General features: G+C 67.4%; 16 protein-coding genes and 1 tRNA gene. 8 read left to right on the top strand and 9 right to left on the bottom strand.

Features of this window, described 5'->3' with window-relative positions; translation table 11 throughout:
• Positions 1 to 2 precede the first annotated feature (2 nt).
• Positions 3 to 350 (bottom strand): hypothetical protein, encoded by a 348-nt coding sequence (locus AS97_RS23080; RefSeq protein ID WP_210565573.1) that lies wholly within the window; start codon positions 348 to 350, stop codon positions 3 to 5.
• Between the two features lie 424 nt (positions 351 to 774).
• Between AS97_RS23080 and AS97_RS23085 the strand changes: the two genes are divergently transcribed.
• The gene (locus tag AS97_RS23085) at positions 775 to 1818 is read left to right on the top strand and encodes an XRE family transcriptional regulator (RefSeq protein ID WP_210567264.1); all 1044 of its coding nucleotides are present in this window, start codon (positions 775 to 777) and stop codon (positions 1816 to 1818) included.
• On the opposite strand, the gene AS97_RS23090 is transcribed toward AS97_RS23085, so the two are convergent.
• Positions 1802 to 2596: an NUDIX domain-containing protein gene (locus AS97_RS23090; protein ID WP_210565574.1), complete on the bottom strand. Its 795-nt coding sequence runs from the start codon at positions 2594 to 2596 to the stop codon at positions 1802 to 1804. The two genes, AS97_RS23085 and AS97_RS23090, sit on opposite strands and share 17 nt — an antisense overlap.
• A gap of 497 nt (positions 2597 to 3093) precedes the next feature.
• Positions 3094 to 3654, bottom strand: a complete 561-nt coding sequence (locus AS97_RS23095) for a hypothetical protein (RefSeq protein ID WP_210565575.1) — start codon at positions 3652 to 3654, stop codon at positions 3094 to 3096.
• A 952-nt stretch (positions 3655 to 4606) separates the two neighbouring features.
• On the opposite strand from AS97_RS23095, the gene AS97_RS23105 reads away from it, so the two are divergent.
• Entirely contained in the window at positions 4607 to 5449 is an 843-nt protein-coding gene (locus AS97_RS23105; protein WP_210565577.1) for a hypothetical protein, read from the top strand.
• A 537-nt stretch (positions 5450 to 5986) separates the two neighbouring features.
• On the opposite strand, the gene AS97_RS23110 is transcribed toward AS97_RS23105, so the two are convergent.
• From AS97_RS23110 to AS97_RS23120, 3 genes are all read right to left on the bottom strand, one after another.
• The gene (locus AS97_RS23110; protein WP_210567265.1) at positions 5987 to 6277 is read right to left on the bottom strand and encodes a hypothetical protein; all 291 of its coding nucleotides are present in this window, start codon (positions 6275 to 6277) and stop codon (positions 5987 to 5989) included.
• Between the two features lie 259 nt (positions 6278 to 6536).
• Complete coding sequence (locus AS97_RS23115) at positions 6537 to 6830, bottom strand: hypothetical protein (RefSeq protein ID WP_210565578.1); 294 nt, start codon at positions 6828 to 6830, stop codon at positions 6537 to 6539.
• Positions 6831 to 6843: 13 nt separating this feature from the next.
• The gene (locus AS97_RS23120; protein ID WP_210565579.1) at positions 6844 to 7122 is read right to left on the bottom strand and encodes a hypothetical protein; all 279 of its coding nucleotides are present in this window, start codon (positions 7120 to 7122) and stop codon (positions 6844 to 6846) included.
• Positions 7123 to 7200: 78 nt separating this feature from the next.
• Between AS97_RS23120 and AS97_RS23125 the strand changes: the two genes are divergently transcribed.
• Positions 7201 to 7956, top strand: coding sequence for a GntR family transcriptional regulator (locus AS97_RS23125; protein ID WP_210565580.1), 756 nt, complete (start codon positions 7201 to 7203; stop codon positions 7954 to 7956).
• Between the two features lie 123 nt (positions 7957 to 8079).
• A complete protein-coding gene (locus AS97_RS23130) occupies positions 8080 to 9957 on the top strand; it encodes a pentapeptide repeat-containing protein (protein WP_210567266.1) in 1878 nt (625 codons plus the stop codon).
• 237 nt (positions 9958 to 10194) lie between these two features.
• Here AS97_RS23130 and AS97_RS23135 read toward each other — a convergent pair.
• Positions 10195 to 10281, bottom strand: a tRNA-Ser gene (locus AS97_RS23135).
• A gap of 39 nt (positions 10282 to 10320) precedes the next feature.
• Positions 10321 to 11802, bottom strand: coding sequence for a trypsin-like peptidase domain-containing protein (locus tag AS97_RS23140; protein WP_059143665.1), 1482 nt, complete (start codon positions 11800 to 11802; stop codon positions 10321 to 10323).
• A gap of 217 nt (positions 11803 to 12019) precedes the next feature.
• On the opposite strand from AS97_RS23140, the gene AS97_RS23145 reads away from it, so the two are divergent.
• From AS97_RS23145 to AS97_RS23155, 3 genes are all read left to right on the top strand, one after another.
• Positions 12020 to 12853 (top strand): glycerophosphodiester phosphodiesterase, encoded by an 834-nt coding sequence (locus AS97_RS23145; protein ID WP_059143666.1) that lies wholly within the window; start codon positions 12020 to 12022, stop codon positions 12851 to 12853.
• 140 nt (positions 12854 to 12993) lie between these two features.
• A complete protein-coding gene (locus AS97_RS49040) occupies positions 12994 to 13671 on the top strand; it encodes an ATP-binding protein (protein WP_312846943.1) in 678 nt (225 codons plus the stop codon).
• 157 nt (positions 13672 to 13828) lie between these two features.
• On the top strand, positions 13829 to 14797 hold the full coding sequence (locus AS97_RS23155) for a DUF5926 family protein (protein WP_059143667.1): 969 nt from the start codon (positions 13829 to 13831) through the stop codon (positions 14795 to 14797).
• 607 nt (positions 14798 to 15404) lie between these two features.
• On the opposite strand, the gene AS97_RS23160 is transcribed toward AS97_RS23155, so the two are convergent.
• Positions 15405 to 16079: a bifunctional DNA primase/polymerase gene (locus AS97_RS23160; RefSeq protein ID WP_210565581.1), complete on the bottom strand. Its 675-nt coding sequence runs from the start codon at positions 16077 to 16079 to the stop codon at positions 15405 to 15407.
• A gap of 582 nt (positions 16080 to 16661) precedes the next feature.
• Here AS97_RS23160 and AS97_RS23165 point away from each other — a divergent pair.
• Positions 16662 to 18290 (top strand): PP2C family protein-serine/threonine phosphatase, encoded by a 1629-nt coding sequence (locus AS97_RS23165; RefSeq protein WP_086705864.1) that lies wholly within the window; start codon positions 16662 to 16664, stop codon positions 18288 to 18290.
• Positions 18291 to 18348: the final 58 nt, after the last annotated feature.

Genomic DNA, 18348 nt, shown 5'->3' on the forward strand with positions numbered 1-18348 from the left:
GATCAGGCCGCCTTCGCACCCGAGGCGGCGAGCGAGGTGACCGCGACGGCGCGGAAAGCGATCCCGTGCCGCTTCTGACCGTTGAACTCGTTCTCCCACGGCCGGGCGATCAGGCCCGTGAGCGCGACCGGGGTGCCCATGGCCAGGTCACCGGAGATACCGGTCTCCGGGACGGTGATGGACAGGATCTCGACGTCGTCGTTGGCCGCGAACATCACGTCCACGGTCATCAGCTTCACACCGTCCGCGTCCAAGGCGATCTCACCGGTACGGCGGTCACGGATCTTCGGCTGGGCGGGCTTGGCGACCATCACGGTCGCGGCGGACGTGTCGACGGGAATCTGACGCATGATGGAGGTCCCTTCAGGGGCGGGAGCGGCGTACTTGCTTGGCGGTGGGTCGCCGCTCCTGAACGTTGATTGAATGCCGCAGCAAACCTGCGGAGTGTTCGCGCTTCCAACTGGTGCGCACCAGAAGGTTGCATCTGGTGCGCACCAGATGTCAAGCATCGCCGTTGGTCCGAGGTCTCAACTCGCCTGACTGCGACAGTTCCAGGGAAGCGCCCCGAGCAACGATCCGGTAGCCAACAGGGGTTAACAGCAGACCCGTTAACCACTGCCGACCTGGGCCGATGTAAGGCATGCTGCTGTTACGGCTCAACACCCGAACGCGGAGCGGCAGTACGCGATGAGTGGACTCAAAGCAGCGAGGACGGCACGGGCATGGTCGCAAGAGCGTCTTGTGCGGGAGATCGAACGCCATGCGCGCCAGCACATGATCACCGTCGCCTCAACCGCGAGTTTGCGAGTGTACGTCTCGGAGTGGGAGAACGGCCGACGGACGATCTCCAGCCACTACGCCAAGATCCTCCGCGCGCTGCTCGGGATCACCGACGATGAGCTGGCGGGCGGATCACAGTCGCCGCTGACACTCGCCACGGCCGACGGGTACGACGAGCTGATAGGCCGGATCGACGAGGCCAAGAACGTCAGCCTGACGATGGTCAAGACGTTCATGGACCAGACCGAACTGCTCCGGACCGTTGACCGGCAGATGGGCGCCGCCACTCTGGTCGACCAGATGACTGCACACCTGACACGGCTGGAAGACGCCCTCACCTTCGCGGTGCTCCCGGAGACCCGACGCCCGGTCGCCCTGGCTCTGGCCGGAGCAGCCACCTTGGCGGCCTGGCAGGCCCTCGACGTCGGAGCCGTGGAACGGGCCTGGCGTCACTACGAGCTGGGCAAGCGCGCCGCCCAGGAGGCCGAGGAACCCATGTACCTCGCGCACGCCACCGCCGAACAGGCATACGTGCTGTGTGACGCCGGACGTCCTGAGATGGCGGTGCATCTGGTTCGAGAGGCACAGCGTCTCGGCGGGAAGGGCATGTCTCCACGCCTCAGGGCTTGGCTGTACGCAGCCGAGGCGGAAATCTGCGCCCGAGCTGGGCTTCAGGCCGAGTGTCAGCAGGCTCTTGAGCTCGCGATGCGACACCTGCCCGCAGGAGAAGACGCCCGCGACCCGGACATGCTGAGCATCTTCCTGAACGAAGGCCACCTCACCAGGTGGCGCGGGAGTGCTCTCGCCCTGATCGGCGACGCGGAAGCAGTGGGCAGCCTGTACACCGCACTGGAGACGACCGACCCCACGTTCATCCGGGCATCGGCGGGACTCCACTGCGACTTGGCCCAGGCCCACCTGGCCCGCGGCGAGCACGACCAGGCGCAGAAGCACCTGCGGCAAGCCCAGCTGGTGGCGAGTCGGACCAGGTCAGTACGTCACAGGCGCCGGATCGAACAGCTCACCCAGCGGTTGTAGGCGACGCCCCGGCGCCCCGTGAGGCGAGCACATGAAGGAGGGCGACCAAGGTGCCGGACCCCATCAGCTCACCACGAGCCATCAGCCCGGGAATGTCGGACAGAGGCACCCAGGCGATGTGCCCGGCTTCTTCCAGATCGGTCGGCTCACCGACGAGCTTCGCCCCTTGACCGACGAAGATCTCGTGCGGCGAGTCGACCATGCCGACCATGGGCTGGTACGTGACCACATGCTGCAAGGCGTCCGGCCGCCAGCCGGTCTCTTCCTCGACTTCACGCAAGGCGGTCTGAAGGGGTTCCTCCCCCGGGTCGACGATGCCGCCCGGCAGCTCCCAACCGAAAGCGTCAGGGACGAAGCGGTACCGCCACATCATGAGCACCCGGTCCCGGTCATCGATCACGGCGGCGATGGCCACATGGTGGAGCTTGACCACATGGTGCTCGAAGCGCTTCACGCCGGGCGGTTCCACGTCGACGAGGCTCAGCTTCACCCAGCGGTTGTCATACAGCGTCCGCTCACCATGGATCTGCCAGGGCTCGACGTCCGCCGGCGCTTCGGTGGTCACTGACCGATCCGGCACCCGGTAGGAGCTACGGCCGTGCACCTCGACGACGCCCTCAGCAAGGAGCCTGGCCAGCACCTGGCGCAGGGCCGTACGGCCGATCTCCAGACCCTCCGACAGGGTCCGCTCGGACGGGAGCTTGGAACCTGGCGAGTACTTGCCCGTAGCGATCCACTCGCGAATCGTGCGGTAGACCCGCTCCGACTTCGGTCCCATCCCGTGAGCACTCTCCTGCCGTCGCTGGTGTTCGTCGGGTGTAGCTACACCAGGCTATCCGCGTGCCGACTCATTTGAGTAGGCATCGACCGACCAAGACGATCAACCAGAGCGCGGTAGAACTTTCCCTACTCGATCAAGGCGGCTCGCTCCGCTCCCCGCGCGCGGCCCGGCCCCCGGCCGGGCCTGCGCTCCTGTCTCCGCCCCACTCCAGCCCGGCCGCCGTCCGTGCCGCGCGCACAGCGATCAGCCGCCTGACGTCAGAGAAGGGGTACATCGTGGCTGGGGCGGTCGGCTCCACGGCTTTAGGCAGCCACTTTGGGGCGAGCCTCTAAGATCATGGCCCCAACGTCGTGCTTTAGCGGGCAGGTCCACAGACTGCCCGACGCGCCGGAAGCTTACGGGGCCATGATCTCTCGCCCCAAAGCAGCTCCAGCCCAAAGCCGCTCCGCCGACCTTGCTCACCGTGCGAAACCACGTTGGAGATCACGTAGCGCTCACTTGAGAGCGTCCGGCAGCTCGAATGTATCCGCCCTTGCCTCGCCGAATCGACGGCCCACAATTCGAGTAAATTTCATCTCTCCAGTCTCATCCCTTCTCATTTCAATGTGATAGATATCCTCTTCCCCAACGGAGCGAAAAAGGTCGACGAGCATATCAATGGACAGGAAGTAGAGGCACTTTTTTCTTTTTTTGTCCGAAGACACAAAAATACCGTCTAACCCGGATCCATCTTCCCCGGCGGCAAATCCCCAGATCCAGCTATGAATCACTTGGTTGCAAACATTGGTTAGCGAAAGCTCTGCATCCCTACCTTTCTCCAAGTCATACAAATCCCAAAACTTGTGATTGTTTTGCACATCAGGCGCCGGGCCGCTTGGTTCATGAATTCGGACCGGCCATGCGCGATTCACTAGATTGTCCGAAACTTTGAAAGATTCTTTCAATCGCCTCACGGAGTAGGCGCCTACCATTACATCCCGCTCGACGAGGAATCCGGTGCGATCAGTCCATCTCTGCTGGGCCTTACGCTTCTCCAAGCGTTCGGCGGTGGCCAAAAGTTCAACTCTCCATGGGATCGAGTCCTGAATCATTTCCGACCTCTCGCTAGGACTACCTCGTACCCACGGCAGACTACGACGCTTCCACCTTGCGGCGTGGCGCTTTACATCAAGGGCGACGATGCCGCCCGCGACATGGAACCCAGGGCAGTCAGCCATGGGCCTTGAGTCTCGTTCAGGTGTTCGGCCTCCGACGAGTCTCCCCTGGCGCCGCGCCCCGGTCAGATGGGCGAGGCCACCATTCTGACGCTTCTAGAGACAGGTCGACCTCTGACCAGTAAGATCACCCCGTGCCTTTCACTTACGGTCCCTTTGTTGCCCCGTGCCCCAATTGCCAAAAACCTAGCCTCGCTACGGTTCGCGGTTCCTTTACTGAGCCAGAGGACGAAAAAGGTCCTGCACAAATGCTTCATCTGGCTTCATGTCAAGATTGCGGGCGCGGACTCCTCATTGCTCAGGGAATTATGGACGGGCCAGACGGCGATGAATTCACGTCACCCGTAGTGGCGTGGCCGAGCCCCGCTGGCGGTGTCGGGGCACGCGTGCCGGCCGCGCTCCGACGCGAATACGAACAGGCGCGTGTTTGTTACCAAGCTCAGGCTTACACAGCAGTGGCCGTGATGGTGCGCCGGACGTTGGAGGGTGTGTGCGCGGAAGAAAGCGTGAAGCGTCGAACGTTGAGTCAATCTCTATCTGCTCTTCAAGAAGAAGGAAAGATCGACCAAAGGCTTGTCGACTGGGCTGCTGAATTGAGAGTTCTAGGTAACGAAGGGGCACACTACACAGGGAGCCAAGTAAGTCCCGAGGATGCGCGCGATGCGCTACATCTAGCGCAAGCCTTCTTAGACTACATGTACACTTTCTCCACACAGTTCGAAGAGTTCAAGAAAAGGCGTGCACAGCGACACCAGCGGAACACGTGACGCCATCGGGGGGAGTTGCACTTTCAATGGGTATCGTGCATTTTCTAGCCTACCGGAACTACGAAGAGTCGCGAGTTGAAGCCAATAACGCAATGATGGCCATGCTCGCGGGATCAAGGCTCGCCGAGCACATGTTAGGGCTGGCCAGTGGTAGTGAACGCATGTTGCCGGAAATCTTCCCTGCCGTAGAGCATGTTGGACGCATGAACCTACGGGTGGACGCAGCCCAGAGGTTGCTAGCTGATGCCGAGTCGCACCTTAGCGCAATGGCCGTTCCGTATGCATTGGCCTTGCATGAGGACTACGTAACGACCTGCCTTAAGCTTCTCCAGCGAGCGAAACTGATAAATAGTAAGGGGGTTCAGTCCGCCTCTCCGAAAACCATGCACCAAAAATTTGAGACAGCGGCAGGCTGCTCACTTTCTACAGTCTCGGTAGAGCAGTTCGATCTTTTGCGTCTTCTACGCAACGCCATCATTCACGCCGGTGGACTGCCCAGCGCCGAACTTCTGACCGTCTCTAGAAACCTCAGTGCAGCATCGGCTAAGAATTGGGAAGATCTGACTGGCGTTGCTCCGTCAGTACTCGTTGCACCTGGAATCCCTATCGCCCTTAATCAAGGAGAATTGGTTGCCGCCTTGGCCATTACCAAGAGCCTTGCAGAGCAGTTGAATGAGGGACTACAAAAGGCGCTCCCCCGGGAAGTGTGGGCAGATCTACTCTGCGAAGACTTCCGCACCGAGCTAAGTAAATACACGCACGAACACCAGCGCGCTCGGAAGCTTCCCGGCTATGCGCGTAAAAACTTCAGCGTGATCGGGCTTAGCGGCGACGAAATCAAAAAAGCCGCCCAAAGGGCGGCTTGGTGAAAATAGAAAGAGGGGGCTCTACCAATTGAGCTACTAGCCAGGATTCGAACCTGGATCTCCCCTTTTCCGTGGATGCGTGCGATCATGAATCGCCGAGGTCTTTAGCCTTCGCTCCGAACGCAAGAGACAGTAGCACACTCGCGGCTCGCGTTGCTAGCAAGGTACGACTGGAACTCGGTTACTTGGCCCGCTTGTTGCTCTTAGTCGTGGCAGCTCGCCTCGGGGGAGGTAATCCATCGAGCGATCATGTCTGGGTCGACGCCATCGAGTCGACGTCCGCTCTGCGCGGCTGACGACCGTCGCACCACAAGCACACCAGATCGAGCGAGGAACAACAGGGAACCACAGTGAAGGTGGCCATGCCCGGAAAGGCCCCATCTTGACCGTTCGCACAGGTCAGCGTGCGAGCTGGGCCCACGCGTCGCCAAGAGAAAGCAGGGAGATCTCGGAACGTATCCGAGGCTCCCTGCTGTACTGCACATGGCTGCTAGCCAGAGCCCGGGGTGGCAAGTCGGCTGGGCGTTCCCCCGGATGGTGCTACTCAGGCGTTACCAGACGGTGCCCTCGACTGGTCGCCACGCGCAGCACGTCCCGCAGTGCGCCAGCCAACTGCCCGGCGATGAGCCTCAGTTTCTCCAGATCTTCGGTCTCGTCGTCGAGTACCTGAAGCGCCTGCCCCAGCAGTTCGGAGGCCATCCCGAGTTGCACCGACTCGATATGGTCCGCCAAGCGGGACACGTAGCCCTCCCGGTCGTCGGTGTCCAGGTAGCAGGGCTTGCCCTCAGGCCCCGTCCACGGGAGAAGCCTCAGTTCGTGCTGTGCCGTCATCCCTGCGTCTGCCTCTCGGTGGATCTCGCTGATGGATGTCGGCGCGCTGCCTGGTGCCCAGTCGTTCATTGCTTCACCTCTGCCTGCCCGGCCTGGCCGGATGCCGAGTGACACGGGCAGCCACACGCCTCGTAGATCAATGGCACGTCGATCGGCGCCGAAGCCGGAGAGGACTCCGTGCAGGTGTCGTGCGTGCCGATCCGGCAGGCGGGCGAGCGGTAAGGGGCGGCCGGGCTGTGGGTCTGCCGTCGAGAGGGCATCAGCAGGCCCCCAGAAGGGCCGTTCGGGCCTCCGTCGGCAGATGGGGAGCAACGACAACCGTCGGGTGCTGTCGTGCGCGCCTTTCCCAGGCCAGCACGTACGGGCGGACGAGCGCGGTTTCCTCGGCCGTGAGCGAGTAGCAGTGGCTGGCCCAGTCGGAGATCCGGCCCAGGCTGAGCGTCGGTTCGTCAGCGATCGGCGGTTGGGAGGGCGTTAAGGGGCGGCGGTGCCTGCCCTTGGAGAAGTGCCGCGCCCTGGTGAGGGAGACGGCGCGGCGGATACGGTTGAGCACGCTGAATCAGCTCCTATCGCTGATGGCTCGGTCCCCCGACATCGCCCGTCGTGGGGACCGCTTTGTGTACGACCGCCCGGAGAGTGCGGCCGTTCTGGCTGGTGGCGAGGAGCCCGAACCGATCGGCCTCGGCCAGCGCCGCCAGGACCTCCTTCCATGACTCGGTGGAGAGCGATTCCGGCACGTCCGCTTCGACCGATGTGAATCGGGCGTGCTCCTCCACGCGCGTGGGGAGCCCGACGACGGACAGCCGGGCGGCGATGGTCGCCGCGCTAACTCGCGAAGCGGGCACAGGGCAGCCTCCGTCACCGGCGATCACTTTCAGTGAATCTAGTTAACTAGATTAGAGCTAGTGGACTAGATTTTCCATATGCCTGAGCAGCCGCCCTATCTCCGCGTCGCCGACGAACTCCGGCGGCGGATCGCGGAGCACGTATGGGAGCCAGGGGACCGCCTGCCGTCCCGCGCCCAGATCGGCCAGGAGTGCGGGGTGGGTGAGAACGTGGTCCGCCGGGCGCAGGAGTTGCTGATCTCCCAGGGCGTGCTGGAGGGTCGAGCCGGTTCGGGTACCTACGTCGCCGAGCCCCGGCAACGGGTGCGGGTCGTCCGGTCGTCGGCGCGCGAGCAGCCTGAAGGGTCGCCGTTTCGCGCGGACATGAGGGCAGTCGGCAAGCACGGCGACTGGGAAAGCCGGACCGACGCCAAGGTTCCGGCCCCGGCGGAGATCGCAGCGCGGCTCGGTATCGCCGAGGGCGAGTTGTGCGTCCGGACGTCGTACGAGTTCCTGGCCGACAGCAGGCCGGTGCAGCTGTCGACGAGTTGGGAGCCGTACGACCTCACCGCAGGCACGCTCGTCGTCCTCCCCGAGGGAGGGCCGCACGCCGGGGCGGGCGTTGTGAATCGCATGGCCGCTATCGGATTTACCGTCAGCCATGCCGTGGAACAGCCGGAGCCCCGACAGGCAACCGCTGAGGAGGCATCACTTCTCGGCATCCAGAAGGCCGCGCTCGTCACGCACATCCGGCGGACGTACTACAGCGACCAGGGGCGGCCCGTGGAGACTGCGGACATCGTCGTACCCGCCGCTCACTGCGAGATCGTGTACGAGATTCCGATCAATCGGTAATTGGCGTGTCGGAACGCACGGAAGATTTCAGTACGTCCTTCAGTGCCGCAGCGAAGATTTCAGTGCTGGCTGTCTCGGCGGCGAGCTCGGCAACCATCGAGCGTGCTCGATCGTCCTTCGGGTATGCCACACCCGAGCCCTGAACCGTCCCCGACTCCGCCTGACTGGCCGCACTGTGGCCACGGCGCTGCCCCGGAGGACCCCGTCGGCTGCCGAGGCATTCACGCCCCTGGCCACACCGCATGCCTAGCCCATCTGGCCGACGCTGACCGCGACGCCTACCTGGACGGCCTGACCCCCGGCGCCGACATCGATCATCGCGGCACCTCCTTCACCGAGCCTCTTCTTGATGCCCTCCTCGGCGTCCTCCTCGACCCCGCCACCGGACACCCCTGCCTCGGCGAAGCCCGGTTCGACTCGGCGACCTTCCAAGGCGATGCCCGGTTCGTAAGGGCAACCTTCCAGGGCCACGCGTGGTTCGACTCGGCAACCTTCCAGGGCCTCGCTCGGTTCGACTCAGCGACCTTCCAGGGCCTCGCTCGGTTCGAGTCGGTGACCTTCCAGGGCTACGCCCATTTCGACTCGGCTAACTTCCAGGGCTACGCAGTGTTCAGGTCAGCGACCTTCCAGGACCTCGCGTGGTTCGACTCGGCAACCTTCGAGCGCACCGCCAAGTTCGCCTCGGCGACCTTTGAGCACCTCGCCCAGTTCGCCTCGGCGACCTTTCAGGGTGCCGCCCACTTCGTTCGGGCGACCTTCCAGGGCACCGGCCAGTTCGGGTCAGCGACCTTCGAGGGGTACGCCTCATTCGCGTGGGTGACCTTCCATGGCGCCGCTCCGTTCCGGGCAGCAGTCTTCGAGGGCGACGCTCAGTTTGAGGGGGCGGCCTTCGAGCGGTTGGTCACCCTCGGGCCTTTGGTGTGTGCCGGACGGTTTGTGCTGTCCGAAGCCACGTTCAGCGGCCCGGCGAACCTCTCGTTCGCAACGCGCCGCCTGGAGTGCTTGCGAACCCGCTGGTCGTCAACGGCCGAGTTGCGTCTGCGCTACGCCACAGTGGACTTTGCCCACGCCGTCTTCGAATACCCCCTCACGATCGCCGCTGCGGCCGACTCCTTTGCGCTCCCCGACGGACGGCCGGTGGACGAACAGGTTCTTGCCAACGCGCCCGACGCCGTGGTGCGGATGGCCTCGTTGCGTGGGGTGGACGCGGCCCATCTGGTCCTCGCCGACGTCGACCTGTCGGGGTGCCTATTCGCCGGGACCGTGCACTTGGACCAAGTGCGTCTGGAAGGCACGTGCGTCTTCGACGCGGTGCCTCCCCGCTCACACTGGCGGCGCTGGCGCCCAATACGGTTCACCCACCGCCGCACCCTCGCCGAAGAACACCACTGGCGTGCGAGCCAGCCGACAGCGGTTCGGGGCTGGAACGTGGCAGTGTTCGGCGCCGGACACGTCGGGCCTGCACGGCTGGCGCCGGTGTACCGGGCGTTGCGCAAGGCATTCGAGGACGACAAGAACGAGCCGGGGGCGGCGGATTTCTACTACGGCGAGATGGAGATGCGCCGCCACGACCGCACCGGCACCACCCGCGCTGAACGCGGACTGCTGCACGGCTACTGGGTGCTGTCCGGCTACGGCTTGCGCGCCTCCAGAGCCCTGGGCTGGCTCGCTGCCGCCATGCTCATCACCATCGTGCTGCTGACAGGCTTCGGACTCCCGAAAGACAACCCGAAGCAGGAAGCGACCGGCACCGTACCGCCCGGCGGCGGCAAGGTCACCTTCGAGATCGACAAGGCCGATCCCCAGAACCCCACCGGGAACAGGTTCACCGGCAAGCGCTTCGAGAAGGCCCTGAATGTCACGCTCAACTCAGTGGTGTTCCGCTCATCCGGACAGGACCTGACTACCGCCGGCACCTACATCGAGATGGCGTCCCGCGTCACCGAGCCCGTCCTTCTTGGCCTGGCGGCCCTGGCCGTCCGTAACCGCGTCAAACGCTGACCCAGGGCCTCCACTGTGAGGGATCGCCAGGAGACACCTCAACAACCGGACACTGAAGCAACCGGTGCGCCCGAACGACCATGAACCGCCGACAGGCGGGGCCCGCTCAGCAGGTGTCCGGCCGTGCCCCTGCCGTGCCCGATCGGTCGGGGAATCATGGGGAACGGCGGTGTCCGGCGGGTAGCGCACATGGCGACGGCCCCCGACTGTCTTGCCTGGTCAGGGGCCGTTCACTTGCGGAGGCTGAGGGATTTGAACCCTCGGTGACATCGCTGCCACGACGGTTTTCAAGACCGTTCCCTTAGGCCGCTCGGGCAAGCCTCCCCGCGCCACTCGCGGTGGCGCGGGGATCAGCCTAGCGTGTCAGCTGTCGCCCTTGCGCTTCCCCAAGGTGACGTCCGCCTTGGACACCTTGCCGCCGCGCTTGTAGGTGAGAGTGACCTTGTCGCCCGGCTGGTGGGTCCAGATCTCGCTGATGAGGGTCGGGCCGCTGTCGATGGCCGTGTCGTCCAGCTTGGTGATCACGTCGCCGGATTTGAGGCCCGCCTTGTCGGCCGGGCCGCCGGGGACGACGGCGGGGCTGCCGCCGGTGCCGTTGGAGGCGATGGTGGCGCCGTTGGTGGAGTCCTTCGTGCTGACCGTGGCCTCGATCACCGGGTAGATGGGCTGGCCGGTCTTGATCAGCTGCTCGGCGACGTTCTTGGCCTGGTTGATCGGGATCGCGAAGCCGAGGCCGATGCTGCCGGACTGCTGGGACTCGCCGAGGCCGCTGCCGTTGCCGGCGGACTGGATGGCGGAGTTGATGCCGATGACGCCGCCGTCCGCGTTGAGCAGCGGGCCGCCGGAGTTGCCCGGGTTGATGGAGGCATCGGTCTGCAGGGCGCTCATGTACGAGGCGTTGCCGCCGCCTCCGTCGCTGGAGGCGACCGGGCGCTTCTTGGCGCTCACGATGCCGGTGGTGACGGTGCCGGAGAGGCCGAAGGGGGCGCCGATGGCGACGGTGGCGTCGCCCACGGCGACCCGGTCGGAGTTGCCGAGCGGCAGCGGGTTGAGCTTGGCGCCCGCGGCGTTCTTGAGCTTGACCACGGCGACGTCGTAGCCCTGGGCGCGGCCGACGACCTGGGCCGTGTACCGCTTGCCGTTGGAGAAGGTGGCGGTCAGCTTGCCGTTGTCGGCGGCCGAGGCGACGACGTGGTTGTTGGTGAGGATGTGGCCCTGCTTGTCGTAGACGAAGCCGGTGCCGGTGCCGCTCTCGCCGTTGTTGCCCTGGGCCTCGATGGTGACGACGCTGGGCAGGGTCTTGTTGGCGATGCTCGACACCGAGCCGGGCGCGCGGCTCTCCGTCTTGGGGTTGCCGTAGGCGGAGACGGTGGTGGTGTCGCTGCCGTCGCCCTCCCGGTCGGCGGCCCAGAAGCCGATGCCGCCGCCGATGGCGCCCGCGACCAGTACGGCGGCCAGCAGGGCGGCGACCAGCCCGCGGGGCTTGCGCTCGGACGGGCCGGGGGGCGGCACGGGAGCGGTCCCCCACGGTCCGCCCGGGCCGCCCTGCCCGCCTTGTCCTTCGCCCGGGCCGCCGGGCTGCTGTCCGCCGTCGGCCGACCACCACGTGCCGGCCTGTCCGGCGTCCGCTCCGGGTCCCGAGGCGCCGGACGCGGGGTTGGGGGCTCCCGGCTGCCCTGCCGCGTCGGGCGAGCCTATTGGCGCGTCGGATGCGGTCGGCTGCCTGCCCGCGGAGGGCTCATAGTCCGGCGCGGGTGGCACGGCCGGGTTCGGGTGCGGCGCCGGAGGGGCCGGATGCGGCCCGGGCGCGGGCGGAACGGCAGAGCCCTCGTTCTCGGTGCTCACAGCAATCTCCTCAGGTGCACGACAGATTTCCTCGACGGCCCACGTGTACGTCTTACCGTCGTCAGCTTTTCCCACAGCGCGTCAGACGGCCGTAAGGAGCGGCGGTCCTGCGGACTACCACCCTTTATCCCGGACAATTCGACCCACCGCCATTCCGTGCGAACGTACGGAGGGGCCGAGTCCACCGGCTGTCACCGGGCGGTGGCACCATAACGCGGTGACCTATGAGCGCCCTGCCCGGGACAGCCACCCCGGGCCGCCCACCGTCTCCGTCGTCGCCCATCGCGGGGCCTCCGAGGATGCCCCGGAGCACACCCTGGCCGCCTACCGTAAGGCAATCGAGGAGGGCGCCGACGCCCTGGAGTGCGATGTCCGGCTGACCGCCGACGGCCACCTCGTCTGTGTCCATGACCGCCGCGTCGACCGCACCTCCAACGGCCGGGGCGCGGTCTCGGCACTGGAGCTGTCCGATCTGGCGGCCCTGGACTTCGGCTCCTGGAAGGGCCGGGCCACCGACAAGGAGGAGCCGGACCGCGACAGCCGGGACAGCATCTCCGTCCTCACCCTGGAACGGCTTCTGGCGCTCATCGCCGACGCGGGACGCCGTATCGAACTGGCGATCGAAACCAAGCATCCCACCCGGTGGGCGGGCCAGGTGGAGGAGCGGCTGCTCGCACTGCTGCGCCGCTACGACCTGGACGCCCCGCCGCCCGGCGAACGTTCACCCGTCCGTGTGATGAGCTTCTCAGCGCGCTCCCTGCACCGGATCCGCAGCGGGGCCCCCGCCATCCCGACCGTCTACCTGATGCAGTTCATACTGCCGCGCCACCGGGACGGGCAGCTGCCGGCCGGGGTGCGGATCGCGGGGCCGAGCATCCGGATCGTGCGGAACCATCCCGGCTATGTGGCGCGACTGCAGCGCGAGGGGCACCGAGTGCACGTGTGGACCGTCGACGAACCGGAGGACGTCGACCTGTGCGTCCGCCTCGGGGTCGACGCACTGATCACCAATCGCCCCAAACAGGTACTGTCCCAACTCGGACGCTCATAATGGGCATTACAAGGCGTGCACCGGCGCGTTCGGTACGTATTCGATCGTGACGAGTGCGTCACGCGATGCCACTTGGCCGGTTTCCGCTCCAGCACCGCGGGGCATTCATCCCGTGGCGTGGGGCGAAGGAGGTCTCGGGGGTGGCGTTGGTGGTGGCACGGCAGGTGCCGACGTCGTCGACCATGGCCGTACCCCATGGTCCTGCGGGTGTCCGCGCGGCAAGACAGCGGATGCGTGTCGATTTGGGCAGGACTGGGGTATCGGATTCGGTCATAGACGACGCTGTATTGATCCTTTCAGAACTACTCAGTAATGCATGGCGACATGGTCGCCCTTGGCGTTCCGGCCATGGCGGCGGCACGGTCCGGGCTGCATGGAGCGTCGGCGAGGACGACCGACTGACGGTCGAAGTGACGGATGGCGGAGGCCCCACAAGGCCACTTCCGGCCAATCCCTCGGTCACCGCACGCGGCGGTCGCGGGCTGAACATCATCATGTCGCTGGCCGAGGAATGGGGCGTGCGGGACGGAGTCGGCGAGGTCACCGTATGGGCCCTTCTTCCACCTGACGGCGATTTCACCCGTCGCGTCATGCTTCCTCCGGATCTCTCCCCCGACCTGAGTGCGGAGCTGACCTCCGGGCTGCACCCGAGCCTCGAGACGAATCTCGACGCCAGTCTCGACGCGAACCTGGGGCCGAATCTCGGGCCGAACCTCGAGGCTGATCTCGACGCGAACTTGGGCTCGAACCTCGAGGCGAACATCGACCCCGATTTCGATCGCGAGCTGGACTTCGCCGATCTGGACGAGCTCGCCTAGCCGACGCGGCTCATGGAGCCGACGCGGTTCGGCCAAAGGGCTAGGCTCGCGCCCGTACCAGTCGTACGCGCCGTAAGAGAGCACTGCCACGGCCGTACGCAGACCGTCACGGGCGTACGAGCAAGCCCTGAGCCGCAGATCGGGAGACAGTCTCACCATGGCCAAGAAGCGCCGCCCCCAGACGAAGGCCGCAGGCCCACAGGCCGCCAACGGCGAGATCCCTGTGGTGGGCGCGCGGGAGCCTTGCCCGTGCGGTTCGGGCCGTCGCTACAAGGCCTGTCACGGCAGGGAAGCCGCACACGCCGCCACCGAGTTGGTGCAGCGCCCCTTCGAGGGGCTCCCCAACGAATGCGACTGGGTGGCCCTGCGCGAGCTGGTGCCCGCCGCGACCGTCGAGCTGGCTCTCGCCGAGGGGCTGCCCGAGGGGGTTCCGTCGGTCACCCTGGCGACCGTGCTGCCCATGGCGTGGCCCGCGCTGCGCCGCGACAGCGGCGCCGTGCTGCTCGGTCTGCAGAACGACACGCCCTCCGGTGACATCAGCCGCGACCTGGCCGACACCCTGCGCCGGGCGCTGACCGCCGATCCGGGCACTCCGGTGGCCGCCGAGCGGGCTCCCAGCGACGGTCCGCGGCTGCAGGATCTGCTCGACCCGAAGGGCACTTTCTCGCCGACCCTGCACGAGGGGTTCGAGTTCTGGCTGGACGACGCCGCGAACGCGACCGGAGAGGTCGCCGCGTCCCTGGAACGGGCCAACGCGGCCGCGATCCCCACCGCCCGGCTCACCGGCGTGGAGGCGGCCTACTGGTGCGAGACGCCGGAGAAGAACCACCTGCGCTGGGTGATGTCCCACCCCGAGGAGAAGCTGCTCGACGCGCTCGCCCGGCTGCACGCCGCGGGTGCCTCCTCCCTCGGCGAGAACACCCGGCTGGTGGGCTCCTTCCGGGCCCATGGGCTCACGGTGCCGGTGTGGGATCTGCCACGCGGGATGAGCGCCGAGGACACCGAGAAGCCGGCCGTGGACCTCGCCGAGCGGCTCGCGGAGGCGCTCGCCTCCGACGCCCCGCTGACGCCCGAGCAGCGGCGCGCCCGGGGCGGTCTCACCAACCGTCAGGTGACGCTGAGCTGACGGTCGCCGAACGGCCGGAGGGCGCCAACGGGTGACGTGACGCTGCTCACAACTCACCGTTACGCCCTGCAAATAGACGTCCGGAAATCCGCGATCGAATTTGCTATCGGCCGATCTCTTGTTACGGTTCTAAAAGCCCGGTCGCTGGTGCATCCCCCGTCGCCAGCGACCGGGCGCTTCCATGTCCGCGTCCGGACGCCGACGCGAGAGGCGGGCGGGGCGGCACGAGGCGGCCGGGAGAAGGTACGGACCAATTGCCCTCGGCGGCACGGGAGTTGATCCCGGACCCCGAAGCGAGCCCGGAACGTGAGTTCGGATCCCGAGCCCGGAGCCTGAGCCCGAAAACCGCAGCGCGAAGCCTGGCCACGCAGCCCGGAACCACGTACCTCGGAACCCGGAACCCCAGCGCCCTGAATTTCGGCATGCTGCCCTGAGAGCGCCCCTGAGAGCGCCGTACCGCCGGGAAAGAGCGGGCTCCGGAGCCCACGCCGGAAAAGAGCGGGCCCGGAGCCCGGGGAAACGCCTCCCCGGCCTCCGAGCCCCACACATCCCTGCCCCTGAGCCTCGCGCTCAGCGGCCCCCGAACCCCCGCACCCGGGGCCCGCCCTCAATAGGCGAGCCGGCTGCCTCCGTCGGGCGCGCTGGTGCTCGCCTCGACCAAAGCGTTCACCACGGTGTCCACCTGAGGCAGCCAGGGCCGCCCGGAGCGGCGCAGCGGCGGCCGCTCCCAGCGCACCCGCCCGAGGCCCGTCTGCGACGGCGGCAGCACCACATAGCCGCCCTCGCCGTGGAACCGCAGTGAGCTGGGCACCCAGTCCTGCTGGTTCAGCAGCTCGCCGAGGTCTTCGAGGGAGTACGGCTCCACCAGCAGCGACCAGCGGGTGGGTGTGGCGACCACCGGGCCGAGCCGCACCCCCGCCCGGTCGAAGGCCGCCAGCGCCCGCGCTCCGGCGACCGCGGGCAGGCTCACCGCGCAGGGCGCGAGGCCGCCGGTGGCCAGCAGCAGGGGCGCGCTGGGCCGGTTGGCCCACCACCAGCGCACCATCCGCTCGTCGGTGGTGGCGGCAAGGAGAACAGGGTCGAACGGATGACCACCCGGAACCACACATTCCGGGTCAGGGCAGCCGCATACCCGGGGCCGTCCGCCGCCGGACCGGAGTCCGACGCCCGGGACCACGGGCCACTGCCACTCGGTGGCGCAGGTGAGCGCCGCACGCAGCAGCGGCGATCGCGCGCCGCGCCGCAGCGAGAACTTGCGTCGCCTTCCGAGGATCTCGCGCATGAGCGCTCGTTCCTTTCCGTTAACGCCGAGGGCTGTCCGTCGCACTACATCGCACTTCAGATGGCACTTCACTTGGCACTACGTGGCGCTGTGCGGCATCGTTCGACCCGTCACAGCAGGTGGATCACAAGTCACTGCGCGTACAAGGCAGCGCATCATGCCGCAGGCCGAGCGTGGAACGTGGCGAGGGGTGGCGCGCGCATGGCGCTTGCCGTCCGGTTGGTGCGTTCCTCGCCACTCGGGGATGGGCGCGGCCGTTGTGGTCTATGACGCCTGGACCGGCCGCGGGGTTCCGGGGCGATCCGAACTGCCCCTGCCCCTTCTCCGAATGTGTACCCGCCGCGATGGAGACGACGCGCTGTCGAATGACGTCAGTCGACCTCGAAGGGACAGCCTAACGACTTTTTTTCAGCCAAGTTCAATTCCCCCCAGACACCAACAAGACCACCGGGACGATGCTGGACATCGCATCTCCGCTCCGTGTACATCTGGAGACAGTAGCGGCACAGTAGCGGCGCAGCACGACAGGGGGTTTGCGATGCTATTGAGCGAGCCGGACCCGGCGGGTGAAGGCAGCGGGCCATGAACTCGCCCCACGCGCCGAAAGTGGCTGGAATCGATCCTTCCCTCCCCTCGCCCACGCAAACTGCGGACCCCGTCCCGGATCCCGTTCCCCCGCCCCTGATTGATGCCAACTCCGGTGTCCAGGACCGGCTCGCGAGCTGGGTCTCGGATCTCACCACCCTTCATGAGCTCACCGAGCGACTGGTCAGGACCGGCACGCTCGACGAGGCGCTGCGTGAACTGCTGCGCGCGGGCGCGGCCCTGGTCGGCGCCCGGCGCGGGCTGGTGGCGCTCGAACCGGCCGACGGACTCGGCCCGGTGACCACCGTGGGGCTCGGCCTCGGCCACGCCGATCTCGGCCAGATCGAGACCATTCCCCGCGGCTCCGCCTCCGCCGGTCATCTCCTCGACGGGCTGCCGGAGCCCGGTGGTGAGCGGCGTGCCGATGTGACCCACCCCGATATCGCCGGCGAGGCCGACCTCGACCCGCGCCACCGCGAGGTGGCCGCACGGCTCGGCTTCGCCGCGAGCTATGCGGTGCCGCTGGACCCGTTCCGGACCACCCCCTGTACCGCGCCCGGCCTCACCGCCATCCCCGCGCCCGCCCCCGACGCGGACGGGTCCGGCACCGGCTCCCCGGCGGGCGCGGGCGACCGTCCGGCCCTCGGCACGCCCGGCACGGCGAGCGCCCCCGGCACCGGCCACGGGCGCGATGCCGCACCGGCCGCCGCGGCCCCGCCCGGGATCGGCGCCGCCATGGGCGCCGGCGGGCCCTCCGGGCGGCTCGGCGGAGCCGCCTGGCTCTACGACGAGCCCGCCGAGCCCGGGGAGCGCCAGCGCCATCTCGTGGGCCTGTACTGCCAGTACGCCGCCGCGCACATCGCCCGGCTGCTCGAGCTGTCCCGCGCCCGCGCCGCCGTCGCGACCGTCCAGGAGGAGCTGCTGCCCACCCGGCTGCCCCGCGTCCCCGGGGTGCGTCTGGCCGTTCGCCACCACCCCGGTCCGCACGGCGGCGGGGACTGGTACGACGCGCTGCCGCTGCCGGACGGGGCGCTCGGGCTCTCGGTGGGCGGGGTCACCGGTTCCGGGCCGAGCGCCGTGGTCGCGATGGGGCGGCTGCGGGCCTCGCTGCGGGCGTACGCGGTGATGGAGGGCGAGGACCCGGTCGCCGTCCTGTCCGATCTGGAGCTGCTGCTGCGGCTCACCGAGCCCGCTCGCTCCGCGACCGCCCTCTTCGCCTACTGCGAGCCCGGCACGCGCAAGGTGGTGCTGGCCGGGGCCGGGCACTGCCCGCCGCTGCTCACCGGGGAGCGGCGCACCGAGTTCGTGGAGACCACCCTGTCCGCGCCGCTGGGGATGCTCTCGTGCTGGGAGGCGCCCAGCGTCGAGATCGAACCGTCGTCCGGGGAGACGCTCCTCTTCTACAGCGACGGGCTGCTCCACCGCACCGGTGAGCCGATGGACCGGGCCTTCACCCGGCTGCACACGGCCGCGGCGAGCGCGCCCAAGGGTGTCCGGGGCGATCCGGACGCCTTCGCCGACCATGTGCTCCGTACGGTCCTCCCCGACGGCCCGGCGGCCCCCGTGGGGCGGCCCTCGGAGGACGGCACCGAGGACCTCGTCCTGCTCGTGGCCCACTTCGACTGAGGCGCGAGTTCGGCTGGGGCGCGAGTTCGGCTGGGGCGCGAGTTCGGCTGAGGCGCGA

This window comes from Streptomyces sp. AgN23 (assembly GCF_001598115.1).
Taxonomy (GTDB): domain Bacteria; phylum Actinomycetota; class Actinomycetes; order Streptomycetales; family Streptomycetaceae; genus Streptomyces; species Streptomyces antimycoticus.

Coding starts and splice junctions, on each gene's coding strand:
- AS97_RS23105 (WP_210565577.1), top strand. CDS start 4,607: ATGGGTATCGTGCATTTTCTAGCCTACCGGAACTACGAAGAGTCGCGA.
- AS97_RS23090 (WP_210565574.1), bottom strand. CDS start 2,596: ATGGGACCGAAGTCGGAGCGGGTCTACCGCACGATTCGCGAGTGGATC.
- AS97_RS23155 (WP_059143667.1), top strand. CDS start 13,829: ATGGCCAAGAAGCGCCGCCCCCAGACGAAGGCCGCAGGCCCACAGGCC.
- AS97_RS23160 (WP_210565581.1), bottom strand. CDS start 16,079: ATGCGCGAGATCCTCGGAAGGCGACGCAAGTTCTCGCTGCGGCGCGGC.
- AS97_RS23085 (WP_210567264.1), top strand. CDS start 775: ATGATCACCGTCGCCTCAACCGCGAGTTTGCGAGTGTACGTCTCGGAG.
- AS97_RS23080 (WP_210565573.1), bottom strand. CDS start 350: ATGCGTCAGATTCCCGTCGACACGTCCGCCGCGACCGTGATGGTCGCC.
- AS97_RS23110 (WP_210567265.1), bottom strand. CDS start 6,277: ATGACGGCACAGCACGAACTGAGGCTTCTCCCGTGGACGGGGCCTGAG.
- AS97_RS23130 (WP_210567266.1), top strand. CDS start 8,080: ATGCCACACCCGAGCCCTGAACCGTCCCCGACTCCGCCTGACTGGCCG.
- AS97_RS23125 (WP_210565580.1), top strand. CDS start 7,201: ATGCCTGAGCAGCCGCCCTATCTCCGCGTCGCCGACGAACTCCGGCGG.
- AS97_RS23165 (WP_086705864.1), top strand. CDS start 16,662: ATGAACTCGCCCCACGCGCCGAAAGTGGCTGGAATCGATCCTTCCCTC.